This window comes from Cognaticolwellia mytili (genome assembly GCF_002104475.1).
Taxonomy (GTDB): Bacteria; Pseudomonadota; Gammaproteobacteria; order Enterobacterales; family Alteromonadaceae; genus Cognaticolwellia; species Cognaticolwellia mytili.
In genome coordinates this window covers 267,903-291,979 of the sequence record NZ_NBOF01000004.1, presented here as the reverse complement: position 1 = coordinate 291,979, position 24,077 = coordinate 267,903, and the positions used below count along the sequence as shown (strand labels likewise).

The window sequence follows — 24,077 nt, the reverse complement described above, 5'->3', positions numbered from 1 at the left end:
GTATGAGTAAAATACTAACCGCAGTATTAGCTATTTTTATAATGAGTGCCTGCACACATAAAATAGAAGTTAGCGCAAAAGAGCCAATCACGATTAATTTAAATTTAAAAATTGATCATGAAATAAAGGTCAAAGTAGATAAAGAACTAGACGACATATTTAGTGACGAAAGCGACGTATTTTAAGGAGATGTAATGAATAATTTAACCAAAAAATTTATAAAAAAACTAACCTGTGCTGTTTTAGTCTCAGCAATGACTTTTTCAGCTTGGGCAATTTCACTTGGCGACGCAAAAAAACAAGGTCTAGTTGGTGAAATGCAAAATGGTTACTTAGGCATGGTTGTTGAAAGTGCTGAAGCTAAAAGCTTGGTGGAGAGTGTTAATAAAAAACGCAAAAGCATTTATATTAATTTAGCGCGTAAAAACAAAATTACCATACAGCAAGTTACTGCGTTAGCAGGTAAAAAAGCCTTAGCAAAAACTCAATCTGGGCACTTTATCAAAAACACTTCAGGAAAGTGGATTAAAAAATAAAAAGTATAGGCTAGGAACTACCACTCGTAGCCTATAATCTCTTCTCAACAAACTAGCCATGACATTCGGTTTATAAACAATTTAACTACAGCCTTATGCCCTTTCCATACAAAGTTTTATTACTTTATATGCACGCTAATGTCATTTTTCTGCCTTAACAACAAAAACAAGCATAAAACCAAATTTTCACTTAAAAATCAATCAGTTAATGTCACCATAATTCCGTTGTCATATTTTTTAACACTTCATACCTGGTTGACCTGTCAACATGACTTAGTGATATGAATTGCAACAAAAATAAAATATTGGCATACTTAATGCTTTGCACGTTCAGTATATGTTGTCTAAGTTATAAATAGGAATAAAATTGAACCATTTACTTAAGAAGATACTCTGCCCACTAATTTTGCTTATTGGTTTTATCAATAACGCACAAGCTGGTCTAATAGAAAACTATGATATATTGGATGTTAATTCCTCAATTGTAAGTAATAATACCCAAAGTTGGTTTACTGTTAATGTTACTGATGATTTTTATTCCCTGACCTTATCTCTTGATTGGTATGACCAAGGTTGGGGCAATAGAAAAGGCCAAATAAATTTTCGCCTAAACAATTTTGATTGGCTTTCTTCAGGCCTTCTGGCTAACCATCGTTTGCTCAGTGAATCAGTTACTATCACACGTGCTGAATTAATAGCCGTCAATACATTATCTCTTGCTCCCTCTTCGCCAACAACTCTTGAAATCGGTTATGTTGTAGGTGGTGGTGGTGGTCATAGATTACATATACGTGATGCGTCTTTAACAGTAACGAATGTATCGAACTTACCTGCTGTAATTAATGTACCAGAGCCTTCTTCTTTAGTGCTTTTAATGCTAGCAGCTCTAGGTTTCACTACGATAAAACGTCGTAACAAAAGAACATATTAACGCCTACATAAAACTTAATATTTAAAGCCAATTAACATTCAATTAATTGGCTTTTTTGATCGCATTCTATTCCCAATAGTCCATGTGGAAACAGAATATAAACACTGAACCTAGCACGTAGCTTATTCATCGACACACATCTCCAACTTCAACATTTAAAAATTTCAATTTGTTATATGCTGAAACCCAAGCGATTAGATGAAAATAAATCAGTTCGCTCTTATACAAAGTACTTTTCAATGTTATTCGTATACTACATCGCAGCAACAAGTGTTCTTTGTTAAGTTGCACATTTAGCGTCTTATTCTGCCATAACATCAGCGTCACCTAAACATTGTTAGCTTCAAGCTTGGATTTAAATTCACATTGTTTTATTGTCCAATCACATAATAATATTCCCAGTTACAATAACTTAATTGATCAAGTCACTAAAAATTACAACGCTGTATTATAAATAATATCAACACGGGTTAAGCCAAATAACTCAGCATTATTGACTCGTGATGATCTACTCAAATATTTCACTTTTGCACACTATTCAAAAGTCAACAGGCAGTAATTGGTACAAAATATCAAAGAATAAGCACTAAGCTTCATTTTATGAATAAAAGTAGCTAAAGTGTCAGCGGGTACAATATTTATATTAGGCTAGGCAAATGAGATTGAGTTTAAAGTTGAAGCTAAACTTATTCTGCAACGTTATGGTTACAGCATTAATATTCCCTTTATTATTGCTGCAAGCCATTGCAGTAAGGTTAACCGTACTGCGCTTACCTGAGCCGGACGGCGAACGCTCAGGATATTGTGGTGACGGAAGTGAATTGCGTTTACTGATTGTTGGGGACTCTGCCGCAGCAGGCGTTGGAGTAACAAAACAAGCGCAAGCAATAAGTGGGCAATTAACTACAAGTCTTGCTGAAAAACACCGAGTAAATTGGTTATTAGTTGCCCGTACCGGTTTCACTTCATCTGACCTTATCGCCGAGCTTAACGCACTACCTTCACAACAATTCAACTATGTACTGATTTCTGTTGGCGTGAATGATGTAACTGGCTTAACACGAGCCAAACAGTGGTCAAAAAATATAACCACGATCGCGCATATATTAAAAACTAAATTCGGCGCTCCTAATGTGATATTTTCCGGTGTACCGCCAATGGAAAAGTTTAAGGCAATCCCTTTCCCTTTGAACTTCTTCTTAGGTAAGCAAGCTAATAAACTCAATGAGTTAATGATAACGGCGCTAGCGTGTGAACAGAAGAATACGATACTGAAATTTGACTTGCCCTTTAAGCCTGAGTATCTAGCAAAAGACGGTATTCACCCTTCTGAACTGGCATACAGTGCCTGGGCGCAACAAACCGCTAATGAATGTTTCCTTTACAAAAACGAGCACACTTAAAGTGTCTCGATCTACAAGCTCAAAAGCTTTATCATGATAACCATCAAATATCTTATTGAATTTCGTTTTTGTTAAACTCATTTTTTCTGGACACTTTTATGTGTACAGATTTGATAGACAAAGCTAAACAACTTTGTATTAAACTGAATAAAACAATCATCGAAAATTTTATTTTTACGATAAAAACAACTAGCTAAAGACAAAAACAGACAGTTATGGATAAAAATAACCAAGCAACAATCCTCTGGCACGATTATGAGCTTTGAAAAATAAGCAGTTGATTAATAGTAATTAAATATAATTAAAGCCAGGCATGATGCACTCTGTGATGCACACACCTTTAACGATTGGACTTTCAATAACTTACGAGGAAACCCAAGAAAAATCAACACCTTGTATCATAACTGCCTAGAATTATGAAACTTTGGTAGTTTCAGCAAAACCTCACAAAATTCGTTATTCATTTTATTACGAAGACAACTGGTTTTGTTTCTCTAAATAAAGTCCTAGCCCTCCAAATACTAACGCTGCGATTATTAGGGTTGTTGCATTACGATTCGCAGCTTTACATGCAACTACGGCCGTTCCAACCAGTGATACAGTTAACGATGTTTTTAATTGTTCGCTTGTTGGGAGACCAGTAAGAACCTCATTCACCAAATGCTCACAATTATTAAATACGCTATATTTCAAATCAGTAAACAACCTACTCTGAATTCTCTCTACAACCTCCTGTGTAGCACTAAAGCATTCTTTTATTACGAGGCGTTCTCCATCTGAAAACTCTTCAATAGTACTTAGATGAGTATTTCTTTCTGGATTCGTATGCAAAACCAATTGCTCACCCTGCTCGAAATTAAGCATTAATCCTGCATGAGCTACTAAACCAGACACTTTCTTTCTATACACCTTTGTCACTGATACTAATAGTTGCTCAGTAAACATATTCTCATTCAACAACATTTCTGTTATCCTTATATTACGTTAAAAAATACATATATTCTAAATACGAATATACACCACAAAACGGATACTATCCTTATATCGGATAGTTGTCAATAATTGATTTTGAGAATTTGCTATGAATCAACAAATAACCTACAACGCATTAGTTGGGTTTGAACTAGAAAGCATTAGAAAAGAATTAGGAAAGGAACAATCGGAGATCTCGACCGCTACTGGTATATCTCAACCTGTGCTATCAAGGCTAGAGAAAGGCAAAGCCATGATCACTATTGACCAATTGTTTGTCGTTTGTGGTGCGCTAGGGGTTAAACCTGAAAATATAATTTCTAAAGCTTCAAAGGGAGTAGAAGCATTTAGTACAGAGGACGCTGTTAACGTTACAACCACCAAAGAAGCCAATACATCTGGAGCTGTATTAACTGGTGCTGCTATTGGAGCTTTATTGACGTTGTTTTTGACAAAAGGGAAATAATAATTCCCTTTTGATGTAGATAGACCGACCCTGTAACTAAATCTGTGTAACCACCCTATAGTCTCGCAGATAACATCATTTAAGCCTTAAATGGCTTCATATAAAATTTGTATTAAAGCTTCGGTGGGTATGGGTCATTAACTTCTCGCCTTTCTTTATCTGGTTTTTTTAGAAACTCTTTCCAATTACCTGCCTTTTTACCATCGATTTCATTAGACGAACGAACATCTAAGCAAGCATCCAACTTTTCTTCAGCAACGAATTTCCTTTCAACGAATGATGCTAACTGATCTTCATCAAATGAGTTTTTTAGATATGGGTAATTAATACTAAGCTCAGCACTATCGTTCTCTTGAAGAGAGCGATTTACTTTGCCAAACAATCGATCTAGTCGTCCGACTCTTTGCTCATTATCCCCTGGGTTTCCTGCTATGCCGTAGTGATGAACACTATTACATTGCATATGTAAATTAACCCCTTCCTGAAACACTGAGGTAGCGACTAATACATTAGGGTAAAAAGGTGAGTTAAAACCGGTTATTAGCCTCTGCCTATTTCCAGATTGACCACTTGCAAATGCAGATGGAGAAGTCAGTGTTTTTAACGAATTCCATTTATTCTCAGAGTCGTTGATATTTACGCCCTCAATTTTTTCACAAACATCTTCAAACGTTTTAATCGCAGCATTGAAATACCAAAGCAACCAAGATTTTTTTAATTTAGGTTTCACATAAGTTATAAATTTTTTGTATCGTACCTCTGCACTTTTAACCTTTTTTATTTTCTGTTGCTTTTCAAACGTAGAATACCAAATAAACAATTCAATCATTACAGGACTTGCATGTAGAAGGCCTGCCTTTAGGTAGTTAGCAAAATTCTCTAATATTCTTTCATCATTCTTTTTCCATATTGTTAACTTCGATTGCTGCTCAGGCGCTAATAATGGAATAATATCAGCCCATATAGTCGTAACATTAAACCCACCTTTAACTATATTTGTTTGCTCTGGTATTTGGCTACATTTACCTATTCTTGCATGTAATGCGGCACTAGAATATAAAGCACGGGATTTTCCCGCTGAATCATGTTCAAAGTGGTATGTATAATCACCAGTTAAATAATCTTTAAGAGGCTCTAAGAATAATGAGAAGATACTTTCAGGCTTTTTAAATCTCAGCGCAACATTTGTACAAACAGTATTTTTTTCGTCTTTTTTCACTACAAACAGATTAGCGACTTTTGAAGTCAGTTTTTGGTCTAATTGGTCATCATTGGAACCGTCAGCTTCCTCTAATACATCCTCTGCTCGTTGCCATTTATTAAACAACTCACGGTCCCACTTACTTTTTTTCCACTCTCTAATTTGCTTTTTACTCAAGCCAATAGCTTTAGCTATTTGGGGGGCGAAGAGTTCATCATAAGAGCTATTGGTACGTTTAGTTAATTCACGCACAGATGGTATACGGCGCACAAAAACAAGGTGTTTAATGTCATCTAAAGCATCATAGCTTAAGGTATTAGGAACAAATTGTTTCACTAACGCATTATATTTGGGATGCTCTGGATGCTTACCAAAACAATCAAAATATTGCTTACTAAGGCTATGAAGCATTTCTGAGTCTGTTGCCTTACTAAAAGAATCTTTCGCCGATTCTGCATCATTATCATCTGTAGCGTCATTTGGTAATTCTTCATCGTACTCCCCAAACGATTCAAAACCTTCTAGGTAACCATAAAGATATTGCTTATTTGCATTACCACTTTTTCTACTTTCTTTTAGTCTATGTACAAGCTGGCGTTGATATAAACCAAAAAACAATTCAGCTTCTGGATTATCTTTAAATGTAACAGGTAAGTCAGTCTCTACTCGATAATCATATTTAGAATGGTGTGCGTTATCTTTGCCTTTCATCAAGCGAAAACGCCGCAAGGCGAACTGTTCGAGTAAAGACCGCGCATCTCTTTTTTTACCACCAACATTGATGGTTTCCTCATGGAAAAAATAGCTCAAAATATTATAAACATCAGCAGGTGAAGAGTGGGTAGGTGTAGCAGACATAAGCAGTACTTTTTTTGATAACTTCATTTTACCACTACCAAAAAAAGCTTTTGCAGCGTTTACTTTTTGTGAACCACCATTAATTGTCCGAAAGTAATGCGCTTCATCTATGACTACCAAATCAAACTCACCATCTTCAAGGTAACTTCTTACATTTTCATTCAATAATGAGCCAACTCTTGAAGCCTCTAAATTTTTATCTCCTTCATAACCCTTTGTTAATCCGCTAAAAGAGTGCACTGTTGTAAAGAAAATATTATCGCTATTTTCTTTAATTGAGTCGACTAGTCTAATTAAATTACTTTCTGGCTGAGGTAATTTAATTTTAATATCTGACGAATGATAATGATGAGCTATAAAGCTTTTAAATTCATTGCGCCAATGCCCACAAATGTTTTTGTTTGGCGTTATAACCAATACCTTAGCGTTAGGTTTTCTGAGCCATAAATGCAGTATCAAAGCAATCGCTTGGAATGTTTTTCCCATTCCTACTTCATCCGCCAGAATAGCTAAATTTTCTTTTCCGAGTAAATTCCAAAGATAAGCAACACCTTCAGCCTGTTTATCGGCCATTGTTTTATCTGCTTCAAGTTTATCAATTTGATAGCACCAATCAGTAATACCTTTTTCGAAAGTCATTAATTTGGACACTTCCAGCGCAGTCAAAGGAGGCCAGTTTTCAAGAGACATATTTGCACTCTTTCTGAATCAGGTTTCGATATTTTTTTGAACCTAGCTTTTTGGGTTCGTGAGAGTTTTTTTCAATATCAATAAGTAAAGAATTCAAACGTAGTTTTAGTCCTTCATCAATACCAATTTCTAGGGTTAACGCTTTATTAACTAACGAGTTATATTCTTGTGTCATATACCAGTTCAACACGTTAACCTCTCGTTCTATTTCTACTCCAATCTTCTCTTTTAGCTCTGTCATACAGCCAGGGACAACAAAAGCATATTGTTCTAGAAGACTAACACTATTAATTTTTTCCAAGCGAGTATCAAACTCAGCACAAGCCTGGAACATTCTAAAATAACTAAGAGAAACAGGTTTAACGTCACTATCAGTAAAGTCATTAATATTATCATCGTCCGGATCTTGGTCCGTATTTAACTCACGCCGCAATGATGTATTACCATTACCCTCCAATTCAGCACCAGAAATCAAGTTACTAAAAATATCATCTAGCGAATCGAAGTCTTCAACGCGACGAAGTTCGGCTTGCTTTTCAATAATAAATCCACGGTGAACAATACGGTTATGATGACGAACTTCATATGAGTGTTGTGAAAGTAAGCACTGGGGCTTTATTACAGGAAACTCTGTAGTAACGTTGCTAAGCGACTCGACATTAATTAAATTATCTATATCCGGAAGTAAAAGCTGATAACCATCTAATAAAGAAGAATCATTTGAAAGGTGTACAGTGTATTTCAGATACCGCCAGTCAAAGCTAACTTGAATAGCAAACGGCAATAGTTCAGGTACTTCTAACCCCTCTTTATCTAAACTTTCTTGGTTCATAAAGTCAGATGTATCAGCAATAAAGTTTTTACCAAGTTGCTTATCTAACAACTCATCATGTTCAAATACAAAACCAGCTTCAATATTTACGTGAGCGTTCTCGTTACCTAATAATAAATTTGAGCCAGGTGTAGTGAAATTCCATGAGCCAATGGCTAAGCGATCTGGCGTCATCCAAACTTTTGCATGACATAAATCACAGCTATCATGCTTTTCAACCGCATTGTTATAAAAAGTTAGTTTTTCTAATTTTTGTAGTCGCCCTAGCTCGTCACTCCATTTTGTTCTAATGAGCTTATTTTCTACTCTATCAGGGGTAATATGCAATGAAAGTGGTATCGGGTTGCCTGTAATACGCTGAATTTTAGCTTCTAAGTTTGAAATGTATTTTGGTAAGTCGGCAGGAAAATAGGGAGACCAAACAGCAAGTTTATGCTCCTCATTCTTTGCTAAATCTTTAAATAACGATTCTAAAAAGTTAGGCTGTGCAAAGCTATGAATAAACTTCCATTGCTGATCTGCTCCTGAATACAATTTACGAGCAATAGACGTTGATTGTTCAGTCTGATTAATTGAAGTGAACAAGGGAGAAAAGAAAGCCTTAACCGATTTTTTTTGTTCACTTGAAGCTATCTTTCTAAACGCAAAGACTTCCTGATTGTTAGACCAACCACTTAACGTTAAATTTGCACTCCCAGCGCCTAATATTGCACGACCATCGTCAGCTTCTAAGTAAATGACCTTGGGGTGAAAAAGAGTCTGCTTCGAAAAGTTCACTGCATTGTTTAGTAAACTAGGGTTTATAGAATGAACATCAATAGCGGTACGTTTCAAATCGCTAGCATCGTACATTCGAACGTCAGCAAAAATAGCAATATCCAATTTATTTAGTGCTTCTGTTCCTTCAGTTAAAGCAATACTTCCATTTATTCTCTGTTGCATTAACTCGTAATCAATACGATTTTTAGGTTTATCCATTTGTAAGATAGTCGGTAAAACATGTCGTTCAAAAAAATCTAAGTTTAAGTTAAACGATGTGAACCATACTCGTTTAATTGATCCTAAATCTTTTATTTGTTCTGCAAGTTCTTCTAAAAGTTTCATGCAGCATCAGCCTCAATATCTTTTATTTCTTTCTGACCTTCTAATCCATGAATAAGCTGTTTAAATTCACTAAGGTAATATCGATGATACCATGTAGCTGTAGGCCTTTTCTCAACAGAAGGCACCTTAGATAACTTAACGTTGCAACTGAAATTCCCATTCGCATCATTTTCAACCCAGACACTTTGCCCTCGCTTAGACATAATACTTTCATGGTATTTTAGCAAAACAGAAATGATACTTTTAAGAATATCTTCATCATCACCTTGCGCTATCATTGAAAGTTTTAATAACGATTCAAATCGCCCTTTTGCAGTAGTTCCCAATACATTTTTCACTTGAATATTATCTACAAGTGCTCTCGCTAATGACGGTAATGTATTAATATCTCGCCCTAGCAATTGATAACTTTCTAAGACATTTTGTATTGTTTGCTTTCGCTGACTCATTAATAGCGTAAACAACAGGTCACATTCAGCAAGAAATGGTTCAATATCAATAATGTTTTGTAATTTTGTTTTTACTTCGAAATCTGTAGTTAAACTCAGTGCCTGTTCAAATACCTGTTGTCGATTAATTTGCTCTTCATTAGCTTGAATCACCTCATACAAACAACCAGCTGCACCGATATTTAGTTCAGAAACATCAAGCCAAAAATCCTTACACATAGAGCCAACGTGCTTAGCAGAGTTAAATGCCGTTTGATAAGCGTTATTTAACTCCATAGGTACTTCATCAAAATTTATTGTCGGTTTCTTATGAGTACTTTTTAATAGTTTTTTGAAATGAACAATCAATAAGTCTTTAACTTTTTTCAACTCTTCACAACTATTTATAAATTTGGAAGTTTTATTCCACTGTTCAACATATTTAGGGTGCTTATACCGGTAATCTTTATCGAAGAATTTCATATCGATAAACGGGGTTTTATAACGGCCACTTACCCCTAATGTTAATTGACGCACTAACAAGTGGCTAACTTCAGTATGGGAAAATTTTAATGTGATCCCTTCTCCTTTACCTAATTTTGCTCGCCCTTTTGAAGCCCCTAGAATACCAAACGTATCTACTGGCTTTTCACTGGTTAAAATTGAGTATACGAATAGATTTTCTGCATGAATTAAACAAGCTTGTTTGAATTCAAGAACATCTGTTTGAGGGTATAGATGGGCAAGTTGCCCTTGAAGGGTAAGTCCTGATTCAACCAGTTCTTTAATCGCTAAGTGATGTACCAAGTTAAGCGTGTAATTACGTACATCATTTGAAATAGAGCTGACTCTGTTGTTAAATATTTTTTGACCAAACGCTGACCAAATGACTGTCATGCCCAATGGGTCAATATTTAACGTATGTGTTAATGAATCATCATATTCAGTAAAAAATCTTTTTAAATACAAGAAAAAATCCATTTATTGAAGGAAAGGTAACTATGTGTTTTTACATAATTACCTTTCTATTATTTATTAAACTTCGTCTTCATCATCGTCAACAAGTGCTTCTTCTACACTTTTGAACTCTTCTAAAGCTGCAGTAAGCAGCTCGACAATTTCACTGGCTATAACAGCGGGTGGCTGAAGGTTTTCTGTATCTTCTAACGAATCATCTTTTAACCAAGATATATCAAGGTTGGTTTTATCGCGGGCAATAATTTCATCGTAACTGAACTTACGCCAGCGACCATCAGGACCTGGGCCGCCATCTTCTTCGCGCTCTTCTTCTTTCCAATTTGAAATGCGTTTTTTAATGTCTGAAGCTGAGAATAAGTCTACAAATTCATCAAAGTCTGAACGTGTTAATTTTTTAGTTTTAAGTGTCATGTGCACGTTGGTTCTAAAATCATAAACCCACACATTTTCGGTCCATGCTTTTTTTGACGCGGGCTTAGCATCAAAAAACAAAACATTCGCTTTAACCCCCTGCGCGTAAAAAATACCGGTTGGAAGCCTTAAAATCGTATGAAGATTAAATCGGTTAAGCAGTTCTTTACGAACAGTTTCACCGGCACCACCTTCAAATAAAACATTATCGGGTAAAACAACCGCAGCTTTACCACCTGCCTTGCCTTCAACTTTCAGCATGTTGCCGATGTGTTGAACAAAATTTAATTGTTTGTTTGATGAGTCAGCCCAAAAGTCATCACGTTCATACGTCAGTTTTTCCTTCTCAACTTTACCTGTTTTTTCACTAATGATAGTAACTGAACTTTTCTTACCAAATGGTGGGTTTGCTAACACCATATCTACTTTGTTTTCGCCAACTTCTTTTGCTAAGGCATCAGAAGTAGATATAGGACATTCATCAGTACCAATACCATGAAGATACAAATTCATTGCACATAATCGAGCAACTGAATCAGATATGTCGTTTCCTCTGAATGCTTCATGCTTTAAAAAGCGCGCTTCTTTTTTAGAAAGTGGGCGTGCTTTATTGTTTGTAATATAGTCATGGGCAACTGTTAAAAAACCACCTGTACCACATGCAGGGTCAGCAATAATCTGCATTGGTTGGGGTTGCATTACTTCTACAATAGCTTCAATAATGGGGCGAGGTGTAAAGTACTGGCCAGCACCTTTCTTTTCGCTTTCAGCGCCTTTTTGTAAAAGGCCTTCGTATATTGCCCCTTTTACATCAATGCTTAATGTGGACCATGACTCTTTATTAATCATGTCAATTAAGCGCTCTAACTTAGCAGGGTCTTGAATCTTATTCTGAGCTTTACGGAAAATAGTACCTAAAGTACCTTTTTGTTCACCAAGTGTTTCTAACGTATGACGATACTCTTTTTCTAAATCTGAGCCATCAAGTTTCACTAACTTGGTCCACTGCTCTGTCGCTATACTTTCGCCTTCTTGACCACCTGCAACTCGTTCAGCGGTCATTTTAAGGAAAATTAGATAGGTGAGTTGCTCTACATAATCCCCATAGCCTACACCTTCATCACGTAATACGTGGGCATAATTCCAAACGCGGTTTACTATTTCTGTGGTACTTACATTATTCATCACTAGTCTCTATCTAATATTTCTTTAACCCACACATTATCTTCGAATTCTCTTAGATATAGTTTTGCCGCAGTATTAAATTTTGTGGTGGTACAAGAAGGTCTAATTAATTTAATAAGTTCCTTTTTATTAGACTTGATTTGGCCTGATTTAATATCAATGCCTTGCGCTAACAACTCATTTGTATCAGCGACAACTTGCATAATTTTTTGTTTTATTGCCTTTCGTGCTTTTTTTGTTGGACCATGATTCAAATGAAATTTTTCAATAGACTCTTTTGCTTTTTGAAAATCTTCGGTCTCTTCATCATCACAATTAGGACAAGCTTCACCATTTTTATTAAATGTAAGAAGCTTGTAGTCATCTTCATCTGTAGGATCTAACAGTTTAGGCTTTTCTAAATTATTATCACCTTCAGACTTATTCCAGTCTGGTGGAATAAAAACAGGGAAATGATCTTGTTTACCACCAGCAGTTTCTACATTAACACGTCTAGAATTACAAAAAGTACACGCAAAACGGTAATTTCCCCAATCAAAAGCTAGCCACCAATAGCCTGGGTGTTCAGGGCATTCTGCGACTTTTCCTTTAGGTCTAAAGTGATCAATTGGATTGTCTGACCTGAGCTCATTGCTTTCACAGTACCAACATTTACCATGTGAGCGCTTTGACAAAATGGTACTTAATTGCCCCCATACATTACTTTTTGCACCGATAGCTTTTTTTCGGGCTTTATCTTTAGCTACAGCAATCTTCTCTGTTTGCTGCTCAGGAGTCCACCCCTCTTCCCCTGCTTTAACAATAGTTGCAGCTTCCGCTTCTTCGACCTTACCATTCACATATTCCCAAGCCTGCTCGACTGTGTCATCCCAGTTATCAGGAAGCTCCAAGTCGACTTCATCTATGTCAATATATCGCATTACTCACCTGCCTCTTCTGCATCAAGCTCAGCGAGTATTTCATCCGTCATATCGGCAAGTTGCTGTCTATCTCCGTCTGACAAAAAGGTTTGAGTGAACAATTTATCACCATGCTTTCTTCCCCACGCTTTAACAAAGGCTGAGAAGTATGGGTCTGAATAGGCATCAAGAAAGCCTGATTTATCTAATTGTTCTTGTAACTGCTTATAACGCGTTTCTTCTGGCGCTGTGCGTTCTTCTTTCGCTAATAAAATTGCGTGTTCATCTAATTTTTCTAGTGTTTTAGGATCTAAGTCAGAGCGTAGGCCAAACATGTCACTCATCAAAATACCAGAGAACCCCATTCCTTTGGGTTCATAAAGCGGTGATGCAGCGAATACCTTTAAGCTATCTTCATCACGCTTCATTATTTTAATTTGTTCCTGCTTCAGCGTAGAAATCACAATAGGGTCATGAGTTGCTAGCACAATATGGCTATTATCAACCGCATCAGAACCTTCCTCATCCGAGTCTTCTTTAACATCTAAATTAAAACCAGCAACTTCTTTCAAGAAGCTAATGTACTCCATACTCCACGCAGGGTTTAAATGTGTGTCAGGTTCATCAAGTAAAAATAACGATTCATCGTCACGTGTAAAACGAAGAAGACCAAGAACCGTTATTAACTGTTGTTCACCTTCACTTAACTCTCTAAAAGTTAATGTTTCATCTGTTCCATTTTTATTTTTAATCTTTACACGTATACGTACTTCATGAATTAAATTTGAAAAATAAATACTTTCTAGGAGTTTAAAAAAATCTTTATCTGATGTGTCTTTACCAACTTCTTTTAATGCTTCTAAATCTTTTAAATATAAAAATAATGCATCAACCTTTTTACCGTTCTTTTTCATAGGGTCAGGAAGAGTAAATGTCTTTTTCATTGGTGCTAACGATGCATCGTAAAGTCTATTTAGAAAGGGCCGTACAACACCTGTAGCATTCCAAAAACGCGGGTCACCTTTACTGCTTCCTTTCCAATCAGGTTTATTTAAAACAAATAGAACTGACTCAATATCTTCGATGTAAAGTTTATCTTTTAAGAACTTCTTAATTTTTTCATCAGCACCTAAAAAGAAAGCTAACAGAACAAAGTTACTATGCACTTTTTGAGCATAAAAAAGAGGCCTTAAAGGCAGCGTTTTTTCATCCAACTTTGGTTTTTGTTTATCTGGGTGCAACAATTGCTCACGAAACTTTCGTTGGTGTTCATAAAAATGTGTTGCTAATCGGTCACTCGGTCCAGAGTAATATCCAAATACATTAGAAGGTAAGTAATGCCTTGGTTTATCATCAAAAAATTGTTTATTGCTTAATGGAATTAATTCACTTTCTTCATCTGACTTAATTACGGGATGATAACCAATTATATATTGTTCTTTTTTAACGTCTGTTTTAGTGGCTTCGACAACAATTCGGTTACCACGACAGAGATATTCCAATTTATATGAAAATGAAGGTGCTTTGTGCAAATCTAAATCACGAAAAATAATAACCAAAGCTTCTATGACATTTGATTTACCTGCACCGTTCCAGCCTATAATAACGGTTACTAGTTCATCTTGATCAAAATCTATTTCAATGTCTTTGAGGTTTTTAAACTCACTGATCCATAGTTTATCCAGCTTCATTTTCTTTTACTTCCTTGTATTCAAATTTGTCACCTTGCTTCTGTTCTTTCAACATAACGGGCGTTACTGTTACGTTTTCATTCTCCGTAACTATTTTTAATTCTTGGTAAAAAGCTTCAATGCCTTCAGGAGAAACGTCATTTTGAAAGCCCGCTTGCTCAAACAACTCATCTACAGTCAATGCTTTATCTTTTTTTTCTGCTCCAGCTGCTTTTTTAAGCACATCAATAATTGGCTGTTTATCCATTTTTTTTGTTCTCGCTGTAGGTTTATTTTTGGCAAGTTTGGCTTTTTCTTCTAAAAGCAGTTTTTCCGTTTGGATTTTTTCTAGTAATTGTTCAGCAGTTTCATCCGTTTCGATATTCTCAACTAACTTACCTGAAAATGCGTCTGCTAATATTGATGACTTAAGTTGTTCACTGTGTTCTATTTTTTTTATAAGTTCTTCTTCTGCTCTATCTGTTGCCGATAATTTCTCTGAGAGTATATTGGATATTTCGATTGCTTCTTTCAATGAAGGTAATGGAACAGGGAGGCCAGAGATTTTCGATATACTCAACGTATATAGCCCTGAAGTTGAACTCGCTACAGCTTTTATTTGTTCTCGCCCTTTTAATGAAGTAAGCCAAAAAACAATAAAATCACAGAGTAACTTTTCTACCAACCTGACTTTAATCAAATGGTTTTGATGAACACAAGGTTGAATTGAATCATCCCAAACAGCAAGACGGCCAATTTGATCTGGGCTGCCATTTCCTTCGACTATGAGCAAATCTTTATCTTTAAGCAAAACCCTATCTAATTCAGAATCAGAAATACCGATTTCTTTTATTTCATCTAATCTCAATTCATTCGCGTATACATTTGCAACTCTTAAATAAGGTAACTTTTTCTCTAGATTGTTTCTTTTACTATTTTTGGTTAGACCTCCAGTTACTTGCCCAATAGCCTCAAAATAACACCACTCCCAAGCCGTTGGGATATCAAAAGCTTGTTCATCATTCCCAAACGTCATTGGCTCTTTATACTTATCTTTCCACTTATCGTCTTTAGGTGTTTTGCCTTTTACTTCGAATATTTTGAGTTGCTCAGCTTCCCAGTTTTCGCAGCGCTCTTCTAGAATGCGTTCAAGTAATTCACTTGCAGGTTCAAGTTTATCGGCGTTTTGTTTACGCCACTTTTCAGTTAACTTGCCAGTTACGGCATCTTTTAACACTGATTGGCGGTATTGCTGTAATTTATATTTCGCTTGCTTTAGCCCTTCAACACCTGCATCGATATGAGAAAAAAGTTCTTCGATCTTATTCGCAATAGCAAGTTGTTGCTTTTTTGGCGCTACTGGAATCTGAATTGGGTATAAGTCACCTTTGTTAAAGCCATTTTGAGCAGACCTAGAAATCATCATGATAGGCGTCTGAAAAATAGGTGTTTTCAATAGATAATAAAGGTATTTTTTTTCGAATAGGTTTTTACTATAAATAACTTTTGCTAACGCAACATTGTACGCACCTTCCATACCGGTAAGGATTCTACCTAGTGAAGCTCCATATCGAGCAACGAAAATATCATCTTTTTCGCATAGTTTTGTTACTGAATCTTCAGGGACATAAGTAGGTACAGGTTTCTTACCAAAATCTCGAATCTGTAAAAGTCTAATATAACCATCACTTGGTTCACTTTTAAAGGCACTCTTAGGTGGCTGGCTGCCACCTTGAATATCTAAAATGTCTCCGAAGCTTACTAAACTCCAGGATTCTGGTAGTTCTGTTATCATTTTCATAGTTTCTCATTTGATATCTAAGCAATTAAATACCCATTTAATTCATTAACTACATTATTTAGATTGTCACCAAATAACTGCTTTGCTTTGAGTACACCACCTTGTTGGGTGAACGGGGCATAATCAAAGTCTTCTATCATCATTTCTGCATTTTGTGCAATTTGTTCTTTTATCAGCGCCAGCCATTCAAGTTGTGAATCATCAAACTCAACACCTGTTTGCTGTTGTTGGGTTAACCAGGTATCGAAACGACGTTCTACCACTTGCGGGAATGGCTCCAATACATCTTTTAAACCTGTAGCATAATTAATTAGGCTAACAATATTGGTAAGAAGCTTTGCAGGCGGCACACCTTTTACTTTCGCGGCTTCAAGTTGTTGATAGGCTTTCCACACTTCAATTGGGGCGAGATTATACGGCGGTGCTTGAATGTTTTCAGCCAATTCTTCTATTTGTTCGTAACTTAAATGTCTTTGTTGATACGGTTTGCTGTAAATTAACTCAATCGCGGTTAATTCGTCTTTATTATCATCAATAAATTGCTTAAAGCTTTCAATGATGTGTTGTGCTTTTTCTTCATCAAAACCTGCATCTATTAGCTCGTCGGCACTTTCATCAATAATTTGGTCGGTATTGCGCCTAACCTTTTCGATAGTTTCTCGTACATCAGGATTATGAAAAGGTTTTACTGCTGCATTAGCTAAGGGTTTAAATACTTGGTCACGTTGCTCTTGAGTTGGTGCGTCTGTGCCGAATTTAATTTTTGCTTGTTGCTCTAAATAATCTTCATTGGTGGCATGTATTAATTCGCCGGCGACCAATGCCAGCGGCTTACCCATTAATTCGCCTAGTTCTGCTCGTTGCTTATCATCAAGCTTTAAATCTAATCGTATTAAGCGGTTGCCTAAACTACGTATGGTTTCAGCCGACCTGTCACCACGGGCTATTTGTTCCATGAGCTTTTCAGTGGAAACTGACGGCTTTTGTTCCATTGCTTGGCTTTCAGTTTTATCAGTTTCGGTTACGCCTACAGCATCGACTAATACAAACTTGGTTTTTGCTTTAGCATCAGGGGTGACTAGGTGCAGTGAATCAACATCGATAACGCGTGTACCCCGACCTTTCATTTGCTCGTAGTAGGCTTGGCTACGTACATCACGCATGAAGATAATACACTCTAGCGGTTTAATGTCTGTACCTGTTGCTATCATGTCAACCGTAACGGCTACTCGCAGATGAGGACTTATCTTAAACTCTTTAATGGTATTTTCAGCCGCTTTTTTACCAACACGATAGGTGATTTTTTTACAAAAGCTATTACCTTCATTAAACACTTCTCGTACTTTATCAACAATACGGTCGGCATGGTCGTCATCTTTAGCGAAGATAAGGGTTTTAGGCACCCAAGTACGTTCACTAAAACAATCGGGTAAGCAATTATCTTTAAATGCTGTTAATACGGTTAAAATTTGATTGGGCGCGATAACGCTCCGATCAAGCTGAGTTTTAGTATATTTTTCGTCTTTATCAAGAATTTCTTGGCGTTTCTTTTTTGTTAAGCGGTCACGTACTTGTACGGCAGTACCTGCTTCAATTAAGTCACCTTTTTCGGACTTTTCTGTTTTAATGCGATAGATGTCGTAACCTACGTTAACTTTATCGATTACTGCGTCTTCATGGGTATATTCAGACACTAGGTTTTGATTAAAAAAGCCGATAGTTTTCTTTGTAGGTGTTGCTGTTAAGCCAATAAGAAACGCATCAAAATACTCAATGACTTGTCGCCATAAGTTGTAAATAGAGCGATGACATTCATCGATAATGATAAGGTCGAATGTTTCGATTGGAATTTCAGCGTTATAAAGCACTTTACGTGGTTGCTTTGATTCGGTATTAGATTCTATTTCATAGCCTGAGCGTTCATCGGCATCATCATCTAGCTCTGTACCTGATAATTGTGAGTACAAACGTTGAATAGTAGATATGGTGACTTTAGTGGTATCAGCAACGCCTGTTGTGCCAAGCATGTTTACATTGTAGTGAGAGGTAAACTTACGGCCATCTAAAGGCGTATCATATTGTTCAAATTCTTTTTTTGCTTGACGTCCTAAGTTACCACGGTCAACCAAGAATAAAACTCGCTTTGCTTTTGCGTATTTAGCTAAACGATATATTTGAGTAACTGCGGTAAAGGTTTTACCTGAGCCTGTTGCCATTTGCAGTAAAGCTCGGGGCTTATTCTTTTTAAGTGAGTCTTCAATACCTGCAATGGCATCTATTTGGCAATCACGTAAGCCGTCAGTATTTAGCTCAGGCAAATCATGCATGCGTGCTCGAAGGGTGTTTTCCTCTTCAAGCCACTTTTTAAGAGTTTCGGGCTTATGGAAATGAAATACATTACGACTACGTGCTTTAGGGTCTCTGAAATCACAAAAACGCACTTCATGACTGTTAGCTTCGTAGGTAAAAGGTAAATCATCTAACCAACGTTGTGTAAAGGCTGATTTTGAAAAGCTATAGCGCTCACTTTGGCCAGCAACGCCGCCCAATGAAATGCCATCTTTTTTCGCTTCAAGCACACCACACGCTTTACCATCGATAAACAACATGTAATCGACAGGGCCTGTTGATGTATCCATTTCTCGAATAGCAACACCATGAATACCGTCTTTACCATCGTAAAGATTCATGCGTTTTTTGTTCTGGATAGTCCAACCCGCTTCGACTAGTTTTTTGTCAATAACTAATCTGGCTTGATCTTCAGGTGTTATATGTTGGTCCATGTTTACATCCTTATTTAGCCTTTCTTTCTTCAATCCATTTTTCTAAATCATCACGTTTGAAACGCCATGATCCGCCGACTTTGAAGCCAGGAAGCTTTCCTTCACTTGCTAATCGATAAGCCGTTTTTTCAGTAAGCTTTAAATAAGCAGCAACTTCTTTAAGTGTTAATATTTGGTCTACCATTCAGAGTGTTATCTCGTGAGGGGGTCAATTTATAAAAAAAGATAATGAGAGAATATGGGAAAATTGGGGAATGGTCAATGTATGTTATTGTAACGACCATATGCAATAACTCTTTGATGTAGACTATTTAAACTGCATAAAGTCTAGGTTATGCTCAACCTAGACCATTATTGCTTTTTTTACTTCAGGCTATCCTTATTTACCGTTTTCATAGTTGGTTCTATATCAGGCCCCATTACACAAACCATACTAGGAAACGGTGCTGGGTCTTTCTCTTTCCCATTTTGTTGAAACTTAAGCCTGCCTTTAATAAACCTCACTTCCCCGTCAGCCAAACTTTCATGAAAAGCGCGCGTATCAGTTCTTGCTGGTACTAACATAACGACTGTTGCCCCCTTCTCAGCTTCTTCTTTCGCTTTATGGGCGAACACACTTAACGTTGAATATAGAGGGCTGCAGAACACAATTTGCTATTCCAGCCTTATCTCTTGGCTTATCATATTCAGCCTCACTCATTTATATCAAAATTGAACGTAAAGTGTGTTTTTAGAAAATTACAACCCTACACTATATATATGAATATCAAGCAGATAAATATTTAGGAGTCTAGATATCAATATTTTAAATCTTTATATTTGGCTAATTTTTGCTGACTAACCTTTACTTGGGAGGCATGCCTTATTCAATAGAAAATTTTCGAGTAACGGTCACCATTTAGCTCAATTAACCAAATCAACAGTCCAACAATTTTCGTCGTTTATTTTCAAGTTCCCAAATTACTATTTTGGGAACTTGCCATCCCCTTTTATATACGGGCTGGCAGTAAAAACAAGCGTTGAAGTACCCAAAACAAAAACATACCACAAAAAAGGAAGTTAACATGGCAGAAGTATATTCAGTGAAAAGCATTGACCAAGTTAATTTAATTAGTCACTTGTTGGCGATTCGATGCAGTGAGCAAATGGCTGACATTTGGAATGTAGGCTTAAACCTAGCATTACGTATTTCAGATTTGTTAGCCGTTCGCTTTGAAGACATCAAAAATAACACCTTAATTATTTGCGAGTCTAAAACAGGCAAGGTAGCGCGTATTAAATTGAACAATAAAGCTCTAACTATTATTCAACGAATACAGGTTCAACACCCTGTACATGTTTATTTATTTCAATCGTACCGTAACCAACAATCACTTTATCGTGAGCCTAAACCATTAACACGCAGAGCGGTTGCTAAAGCATTTGCTTTAGTTGGTGAAGAATTAAACATTAATTTGGGTACGCATTCTATGCGAAAAACCCGCGGTTATATGCTTTACCAACAAACTAAAGATATTGCACGGGTAATGAAAATGCTTAGACACAGTAGCGAAGGCGTTACCCTTCGCTACATTGGTATTACTCAAGAAGAAATTGATAAAGACTTTATTGAACTTGAAGTTTAAGTTTAAGTTTATTGAACATACCTTTGAATTTAGGGAGCACCAGCTACCTATCCTTGTACGGCAAAAAAACGAACTCAATTTTACGATTAATACTACACCTTGACAGAACAACCACCTAAAACTAATTTACACAGGAGCACTATATGAATGAGCCTATATGTATTCATAGCCAGAGTTACAAAAACAAAACAACACGTTCTGATGTTCAAATACTTGAACAAGCGGCAAAAATATTAGCAAATAAATATCTACGTGGTGAAAGCTTTACTAGTTCGGAGAAAAGTAAAGAGTACCTAAAATATAAACTTGGTAAATATGACAAAGAAGTTTTTGCTGTTTTATTACTTGATAGCCAATACCGGTTAATAAATTTTAGCGAATTATTTTACGGTACTATTGATGCCGCCAGCGTTTATCCAAGAGAAGTTGTTAAGATAGCTCTTGAGTTTAATGCTGCTGCAGTAATATTTGCCCATAATCACCCCTCTGGTATCAGCGAACCGTCATTAGCGGATAAGGTGATTACGGAAAAGTTAACGCAAGCATTAAAGTTAATTGATATTCGCGTACTTGACCACTTTGTTGTGGGTGAAGGCTGTTATTCATTTGCTGAGCATGGCATATTGTAACTAACTTAACAGCAATTAATATTTGCTAAAAGCTGGTTATAACAAGTTAAGTAAAGGCGTGTTGAACACCTTTATTTTTTATATTTGACTTACTTAACCGTTTCGTACACTTCCCAGACTTTTTCTTACTGCTGCTTGTTGTTCTGTTTTTGCTAGATATGAAATCCAATGAAAAAAGCCACAAGCTTTATGAAACAAATGCTTTTGTTTATGGTATTCAGGCAATTGTTCTCGCGCCATTTTATCCTTCGTTAATATTGTAAAATAATTTTTAATTTTATATTGGTGCCCATTAACCTTATTCGATGGTTTAGCCCTAAAAACATCATCGTTCTCACAATAATAAGCTGGGATAATATTAATATAAGCCTTTTGTCCTAACGGTAAGTTCATTGAGCATGTTTGCCATAGAGTATTCATCTTTTTGAAAATATGGCTTGTGGCATCAAAACTTGAAAAGCGACTATGGTTAAAATAAAATACAGTATGAATGTGCTCACCTTTAGCTTGAGAAAACTCTTTCTTCCAACTTACAAAAAAGTTAATTATTTCACCTTTCACTTTCATTCTTCTTAAACGATTCATGAAAGTATCAAACGCGTTAAAAATGCTGATGGATGGGTGATCTAATACTGTTCTCCCTGAATAAGCAAAGTCTAATCGGACAGCGGCTACTATATTAAAGGCACTTAATGCATGGTTAAGTGTATTGGCTAATGAAGTAACCCGTTGCTGTGGTAATGTATAATTTCTATTTGTTAACTGTGTTTGCATTGATTGCATGTTTATATCCTATGATGTTATTTCATAGAATATTTACGGTGTTGTATTTTCAAATAAGTTTGTTATTTACTATATGACTGTGCCCTAATATTACTACAACTATTAAAATCTCCCGTTATTACATTTAAAATTTGATTAATAACCTCCTAACAGTACCTATAGAATATAAAGAGATATGAATTGTTTTAAGTACCTTTATTTTGTCTCAAGCCTTGTCTATATGGCTTCCCCTATTAAAATCCAATAAATAATTTTACACAGATAGAAACTCCAAAAAACGGCTTTTTTGATAATAGTATAGGGTTTTATAAATTTAGCTTTAAAAACTAATGTGGGCATTAAGGCTTTTACCTTCGTCATTCATTTATTGATTATTCGCTATTTTTTCTTCAATCCACTCAAGAATATCACCTTCGATCCATGCAACAGACCTGATGCCTAAATTAATGCTTTTAGGGAAACTTTCTTCTTCCATCATTTTATAAATACTTGAACGACCAAGTGCAGTTAAGTGCATTACTTCTTTTAGTTTAATTAATCTCATGAGTGATCCTTGTTGTTTAACTCATAAAGATTCGCTGGGTTGTATCTCTGAAGTTTTCACTTCTATTTATGACTAAGATTCACACCTTAGCGTTAACTAAAATAGTGCTCAGTTATCCTGATTACGAAACAGATACAATGAATGGATAAAAATAATTATATCTCGTGATTATTAAAGCTATTTGGCTATATAAGCCAGTATCTATAGGGAATTAATACATTCAAAAGTCAAGAGTAATTCATAATATACTCAACCCCTACCGCAAAACACCTCAAAAAAACCTCGAAATAACCTCATAAAAACCTCATAATCACTACTGTGTAGTATAAACTTATTTGAATTAAGCATGACAGTTACAAACCAGCCTGATAGTTTCTTAATAAATGTAAGGTATTGCCGCGCAGCCTGGGGAATAGTGCATGAGAACAGTCAAGCACTAGGGCACCAATATCTACCAGCTAGTATTGAACAGTTTAAGTCTAGAATTGAGAGCGCTAGACTCTCGCCATACAAAAAAGAAAACAGAGACAAAAACTATTTTTATGGAAAATTGAAAAACAAGTGTGATTACAATTTGATAACTGAAGATAAATTGAGTTGGGTTAATGAAAATAACCATAGAGCTTGTTATTTTGTTTATCAAAAATTAACACAAACAATGATAGAGGTTAACCGCCTTTATTTACCGTCGCAAGCGTCTAATTATAGAAGTACGACCGCTGAAGATATTTGGATAGAAAAAGATGCCACGTCACTTGTGGGAAAAATAAATGCTATTAACATTTCCATCGATACAATGAACCTTAGAAAAGAATGCAAAGAATATTATATTGAAAGACTAAAGAAACAGTATTCAGCAACAGTAGCAACAGATGACTTTGAATGGGCTATACCAAATGAAGCGCTACATAAATGGCTTTATTGTTATATGAAAGATAAATTTCCTAGCAAAAATATCAACTTTACAACCGACTCACTAATTGAGAATTACCTGTATTCAGCGATTGAGTTGTACGATGACTGGGAGCCTATGGACAAATTGGAAAAGGGATTATTTCTTGAAAAATTAAAAAAAGCTTATAGACAAAAATCCTATAGACAAAATAAAAAAGAAAGTAAAAAAGAAAAGGAAAAAACCTATACCTATTCAATGCCATTAAATATCGAAGATAAAATGACTGAAATTTCACGACAGTTAGGAGTTACCCGTAATAAAGTATTAACCGACCTTATAAATGAAAAACATAATGCATTAGACTTGGGCGATTAAAAATAAACTAAAATAATACCTAGGAAAGCCTCTGAGGTCGCTTATTTGATGCCAATACACGTGAAGTGAGGGATATAC

General features: G+C 35.9%; 21 protein-coding genes. 8 read left to right on the top strand and 13 right to left on the bottom strand.

Features of this window, described 5'->3' with window-relative positions; all coding sequences use genetic code 11:
* The first annotated feature begins 2 nt into the window (after positions 1 to 2).
* The 4 genes from B7C41_RS14860 (at position 3) to B7C41_RS14840 (ending at position 2,870) form a co-directional block, all read left to right on the top strand.
* Entirely contained in the window at positions 3 to 185 is a 183-nt protein-coding gene (locus B7C41_RS14860; RefSeq protein WP_085299733.1) for a YnbE family lipoprotein, read from the top strand.
* A 9-nt stretch (positions 186 to 194) separates the two neighbouring features.
* Positions 195 to 536: a YdbL family protein gene (locus B7C41_RS14855; RefSeq protein ID WP_085299732.1), complete on the top strand. Its 342-nt coding sequence runs from the start codon at positions 195 to 197 to the stop codon at positions 534 to 536.
* Positions 537 to 903: 367 nt separating this feature from the next.
* Positions 904 to 1,467: a PEP-CTERM sorting domain-containing protein gene (locus B7C41_RS14850; RefSeq protein WP_085299731.1), complete on the top strand. Its 564-nt coding sequence runs from the start codon at positions 904 to 906 to the stop codon at positions 1,465 to 1,467.
* 701 nt (positions 1,468 to 2,168) lie between these two features.
* On the top strand, positions 2,169 to 2,870 hold the full coding sequence (locus B7C41_RS14840; RefSeq protein ID WP_158089142.1) for an SGNH/GDSL hydrolase family protein: 702 nt from the start codon (positions 2,169 to 2,171) through the stop codon (positions 2,868 to 2,870).
* A 468-nt stretch (positions 2,871 to 3,338) separates the two neighbouring features.
* On the opposite strand, the gene B7C41_RS14835 is transcribed toward B7C41_RS14840, so the two are convergent.
* Positions 3,339 to 3,833 (bottom strand): C40 family peptidase, encoded by a 495-nt coding sequence (locus tag B7C41_RS14835; protein ID WP_085299728.1) that lies wholly within the window; start codon positions 3,831 to 3,833, stop codon positions 3,339 to 3,341.
* 118 nt (positions 3,834 to 3,951) lie between these two features.
* Between B7C41_RS14835 and B7C41_RS14830 the strand changes: the two genes are divergently transcribed.
* On the top strand, positions 3,952 to 4,308 hold the full coding sequence (locus tag B7C41_RS14830; RefSeq protein ID WP_085299727.1) for a helix-turn-helix domain-containing protein: 357 nt from the start codon (positions 3,952 to 3,954) through the stop codon (positions 4,306 to 4,308).
* A gap of 112 nt (positions 4,309 to 4,420) precedes the next feature.
* Here the strand turns inward: B7C41_RS14830 and B7C41_RS14825 are convergent, their stop codons facing one another.
* From B7C41_RS14825 to B7C41_RS14780, 10 genes are all read right to left on the bottom strand, one after another.
* On the bottom strand, positions 4,421 to 7,057 hold the full coding sequence (locus tag B7C41_RS14825; RefSeq protein ID WP_085299726.1) for a DEAD/DEAH box helicase: 2,637 nt from the start codon (positions 7,055 to 7,057) through the stop codon (positions 4,421 to 4,423).
* Complete coding sequence (locus B7C41_RS14820; RefSeq protein WP_085299725.1) at positions 7,047 to 8,993, bottom strand: phospholipase D-like domain-containing protein; 1,947 nt, start codon at positions 8,991 to 8,993, stop codon at positions 7,047 to 7,049. The genes B7C41_RS14825 and B7C41_RS14820 overlap by 11 nt, the downstream gene beginning before the upstream one ends.
* Positions 8,990 to 10,390: a hypothetical protein gene (locus tag B7C41_RS14815; RefSeq protein WP_085299724.1), complete on the bottom strand. Its 1,401-nt coding sequence runs from the start codon at positions 10,388 to 10,390 to the stop codon at positions 8,990 to 8,992. Before B7C41_RS14815 ends, B7C41_RS14820 begins: the two co-directional genes overlap by 4 nt.
* A 66-nt stretch (positions 10,391 to 10,456) precedes the next feature.
* Positions 10,457 to 11,995 (bottom strand): class I SAM-dependent DNA methyltransferase, encoded by a 1,539-nt coding sequence (locus B7C41_RS14810; RefSeq protein ID WP_085299723.1) that lies wholly within the window; start codon positions 11,993 to 11,995, stop codon positions 10,457 to 10,459.
* 2 nt (positions 11,996 to 11,997) lie between these two features.
* Entirely contained in the window at positions 11,998 to 12,915 is a 918-nt protein-coding gene (locus B7C41_RS14805) for an HNH endonuclease family protein (protein WP_085299722.1), read from the bottom strand.
* A complete protein-coding gene (locus B7C41_RS14800; protein ID WP_085299720.1) occupies positions 12,915 to 14,585 on the bottom strand; it encodes an AAA family ATPase in 1,671 nt (556 codons plus the stop codon). The genes B7C41_RS14805 and B7C41_RS14800 overlap by 1 nt, the downstream gene beginning before the upstream one ends.
* Complete coding sequence (locus B7C41_RS14795; protein WP_085299718.1) at positions 14,572 to 16,365, bottom strand: restriction endonuclease subunit S; 1,794 nt, start codon at positions 16,363 to 16,365, stop codon at positions 14,572 to 14,574. The genes B7C41_RS14800 and B7C41_RS14795 overlap by 14 nt, the downstream gene beginning before the upstream one ends.
* 17 nt (positions 16,366 to 16,382) lie before the next feature.
* Complete coding sequence (locus tag B7C41_RS14790) at positions 16,383 to 19,148, bottom strand: type I restriction endonuclease subunit R (RefSeq protein ID WP_085299717.1); 2,766 nt, start codon at positions 19,146 to 19,148, stop codon at positions 16,383 to 16,385.
* Positions 19,149 to 19,158: 10 nt separating this feature from the next.
* Positions 19,159 to 19,332: a methylation-associated defense system helix-turn-helix domain-containing protein MAD1 gene (gene mads1 / locus B7C41_RS14785; protein WP_085299716.1), complete on the bottom strand. Its 174-nt coding sequence runs from the start codon at positions 19,330 to 19,332 to the stop codon at positions 19,159 to 19,161.
* A 179-nt stretch (positions 19,333 to 19,511) separates the two neighbouring features.
* On the bottom strand, positions 19,512 to 19,796 hold the full coding sequence (locus B7C41_RS14780) for a DNA N-6-adenine-methyltransferase (protein ID WP_211279537.1): 285 nt from the start codon (positions 19,794 to 19,796) through the stop codon (positions 19,512 to 19,514).
* A gap of 416 nt (positions 19,797 to 20,212) precedes the next feature.
* Between B7C41_RS14780 and B7C41_RS14775 the strand changes: the two genes are divergently transcribed.
* Both B7C41_RS14775 and radC read left to right on the top strand, forming a co-directional pair.
* Entirely contained in the window at positions 20,213 to 20,773 is a 561-nt protein-coding gene (locus tag B7C41_RS14775; protein WP_085299715.1) for a tyrosine-type recombinase/integrase, read from the top strand.
* A gap of 143 nt (positions 20,774 to 20,916) precedes the next feature.
* Positions 20,917 to 21,402: a RadC family protein gene (gene radC / locus B7C41_RS14770; protein WP_085299713.1), complete on the top strand. Its 486-nt coding sequence runs from the start codon at positions 20,917 to 20,919 to the stop codon at positions 21,400 to 21,402.
* Positions 21,403 to 21,495: 93 nt separating this feature from the next.
* On the opposite strand, the gene B7C41_RS14765 is transcribed toward radC, so the two are convergent.
* Complete coding sequence (locus tag B7C41_RS14765; RefSeq protein ID WP_158089141.1) at positions 21,496 to 22,176, bottom strand: inovirus-type Gp2 protein; 681 nt, start codon at positions 22,174 to 22,176, stop codon at positions 21,496 to 21,498.
* 373 nt (positions 22,177 to 22,549) lie between these two features.
* Entirely contained in the window at positions 22,550 to 22,729 is a 180-nt protein-coding gene (locus B7C41_RS14760; protein WP_085299710.1) for an AlpA family transcriptional regulator, read from the bottom strand.
* A gap of 346 nt (positions 22,730 to 23,075) precedes the next feature.
* Between B7C41_RS14760 and B7C41_RS14755 the strand changes: the two genes are divergently transcribed.
* Positions 23,076 to 23,999 carry a hypothetical protein gene (locus B7C41_RS14755; protein WP_143764409.1) on the top strand — a complete coding sequence of 308 codons (924 nt, stop codon included), beginning with the start codon at positions 23,076 to 23,078 and terminating at the stop codon, positions 23,997 to 23,999.
* Positions 24,000 to 24,077 lie beyond the last annotated feature (78 nt).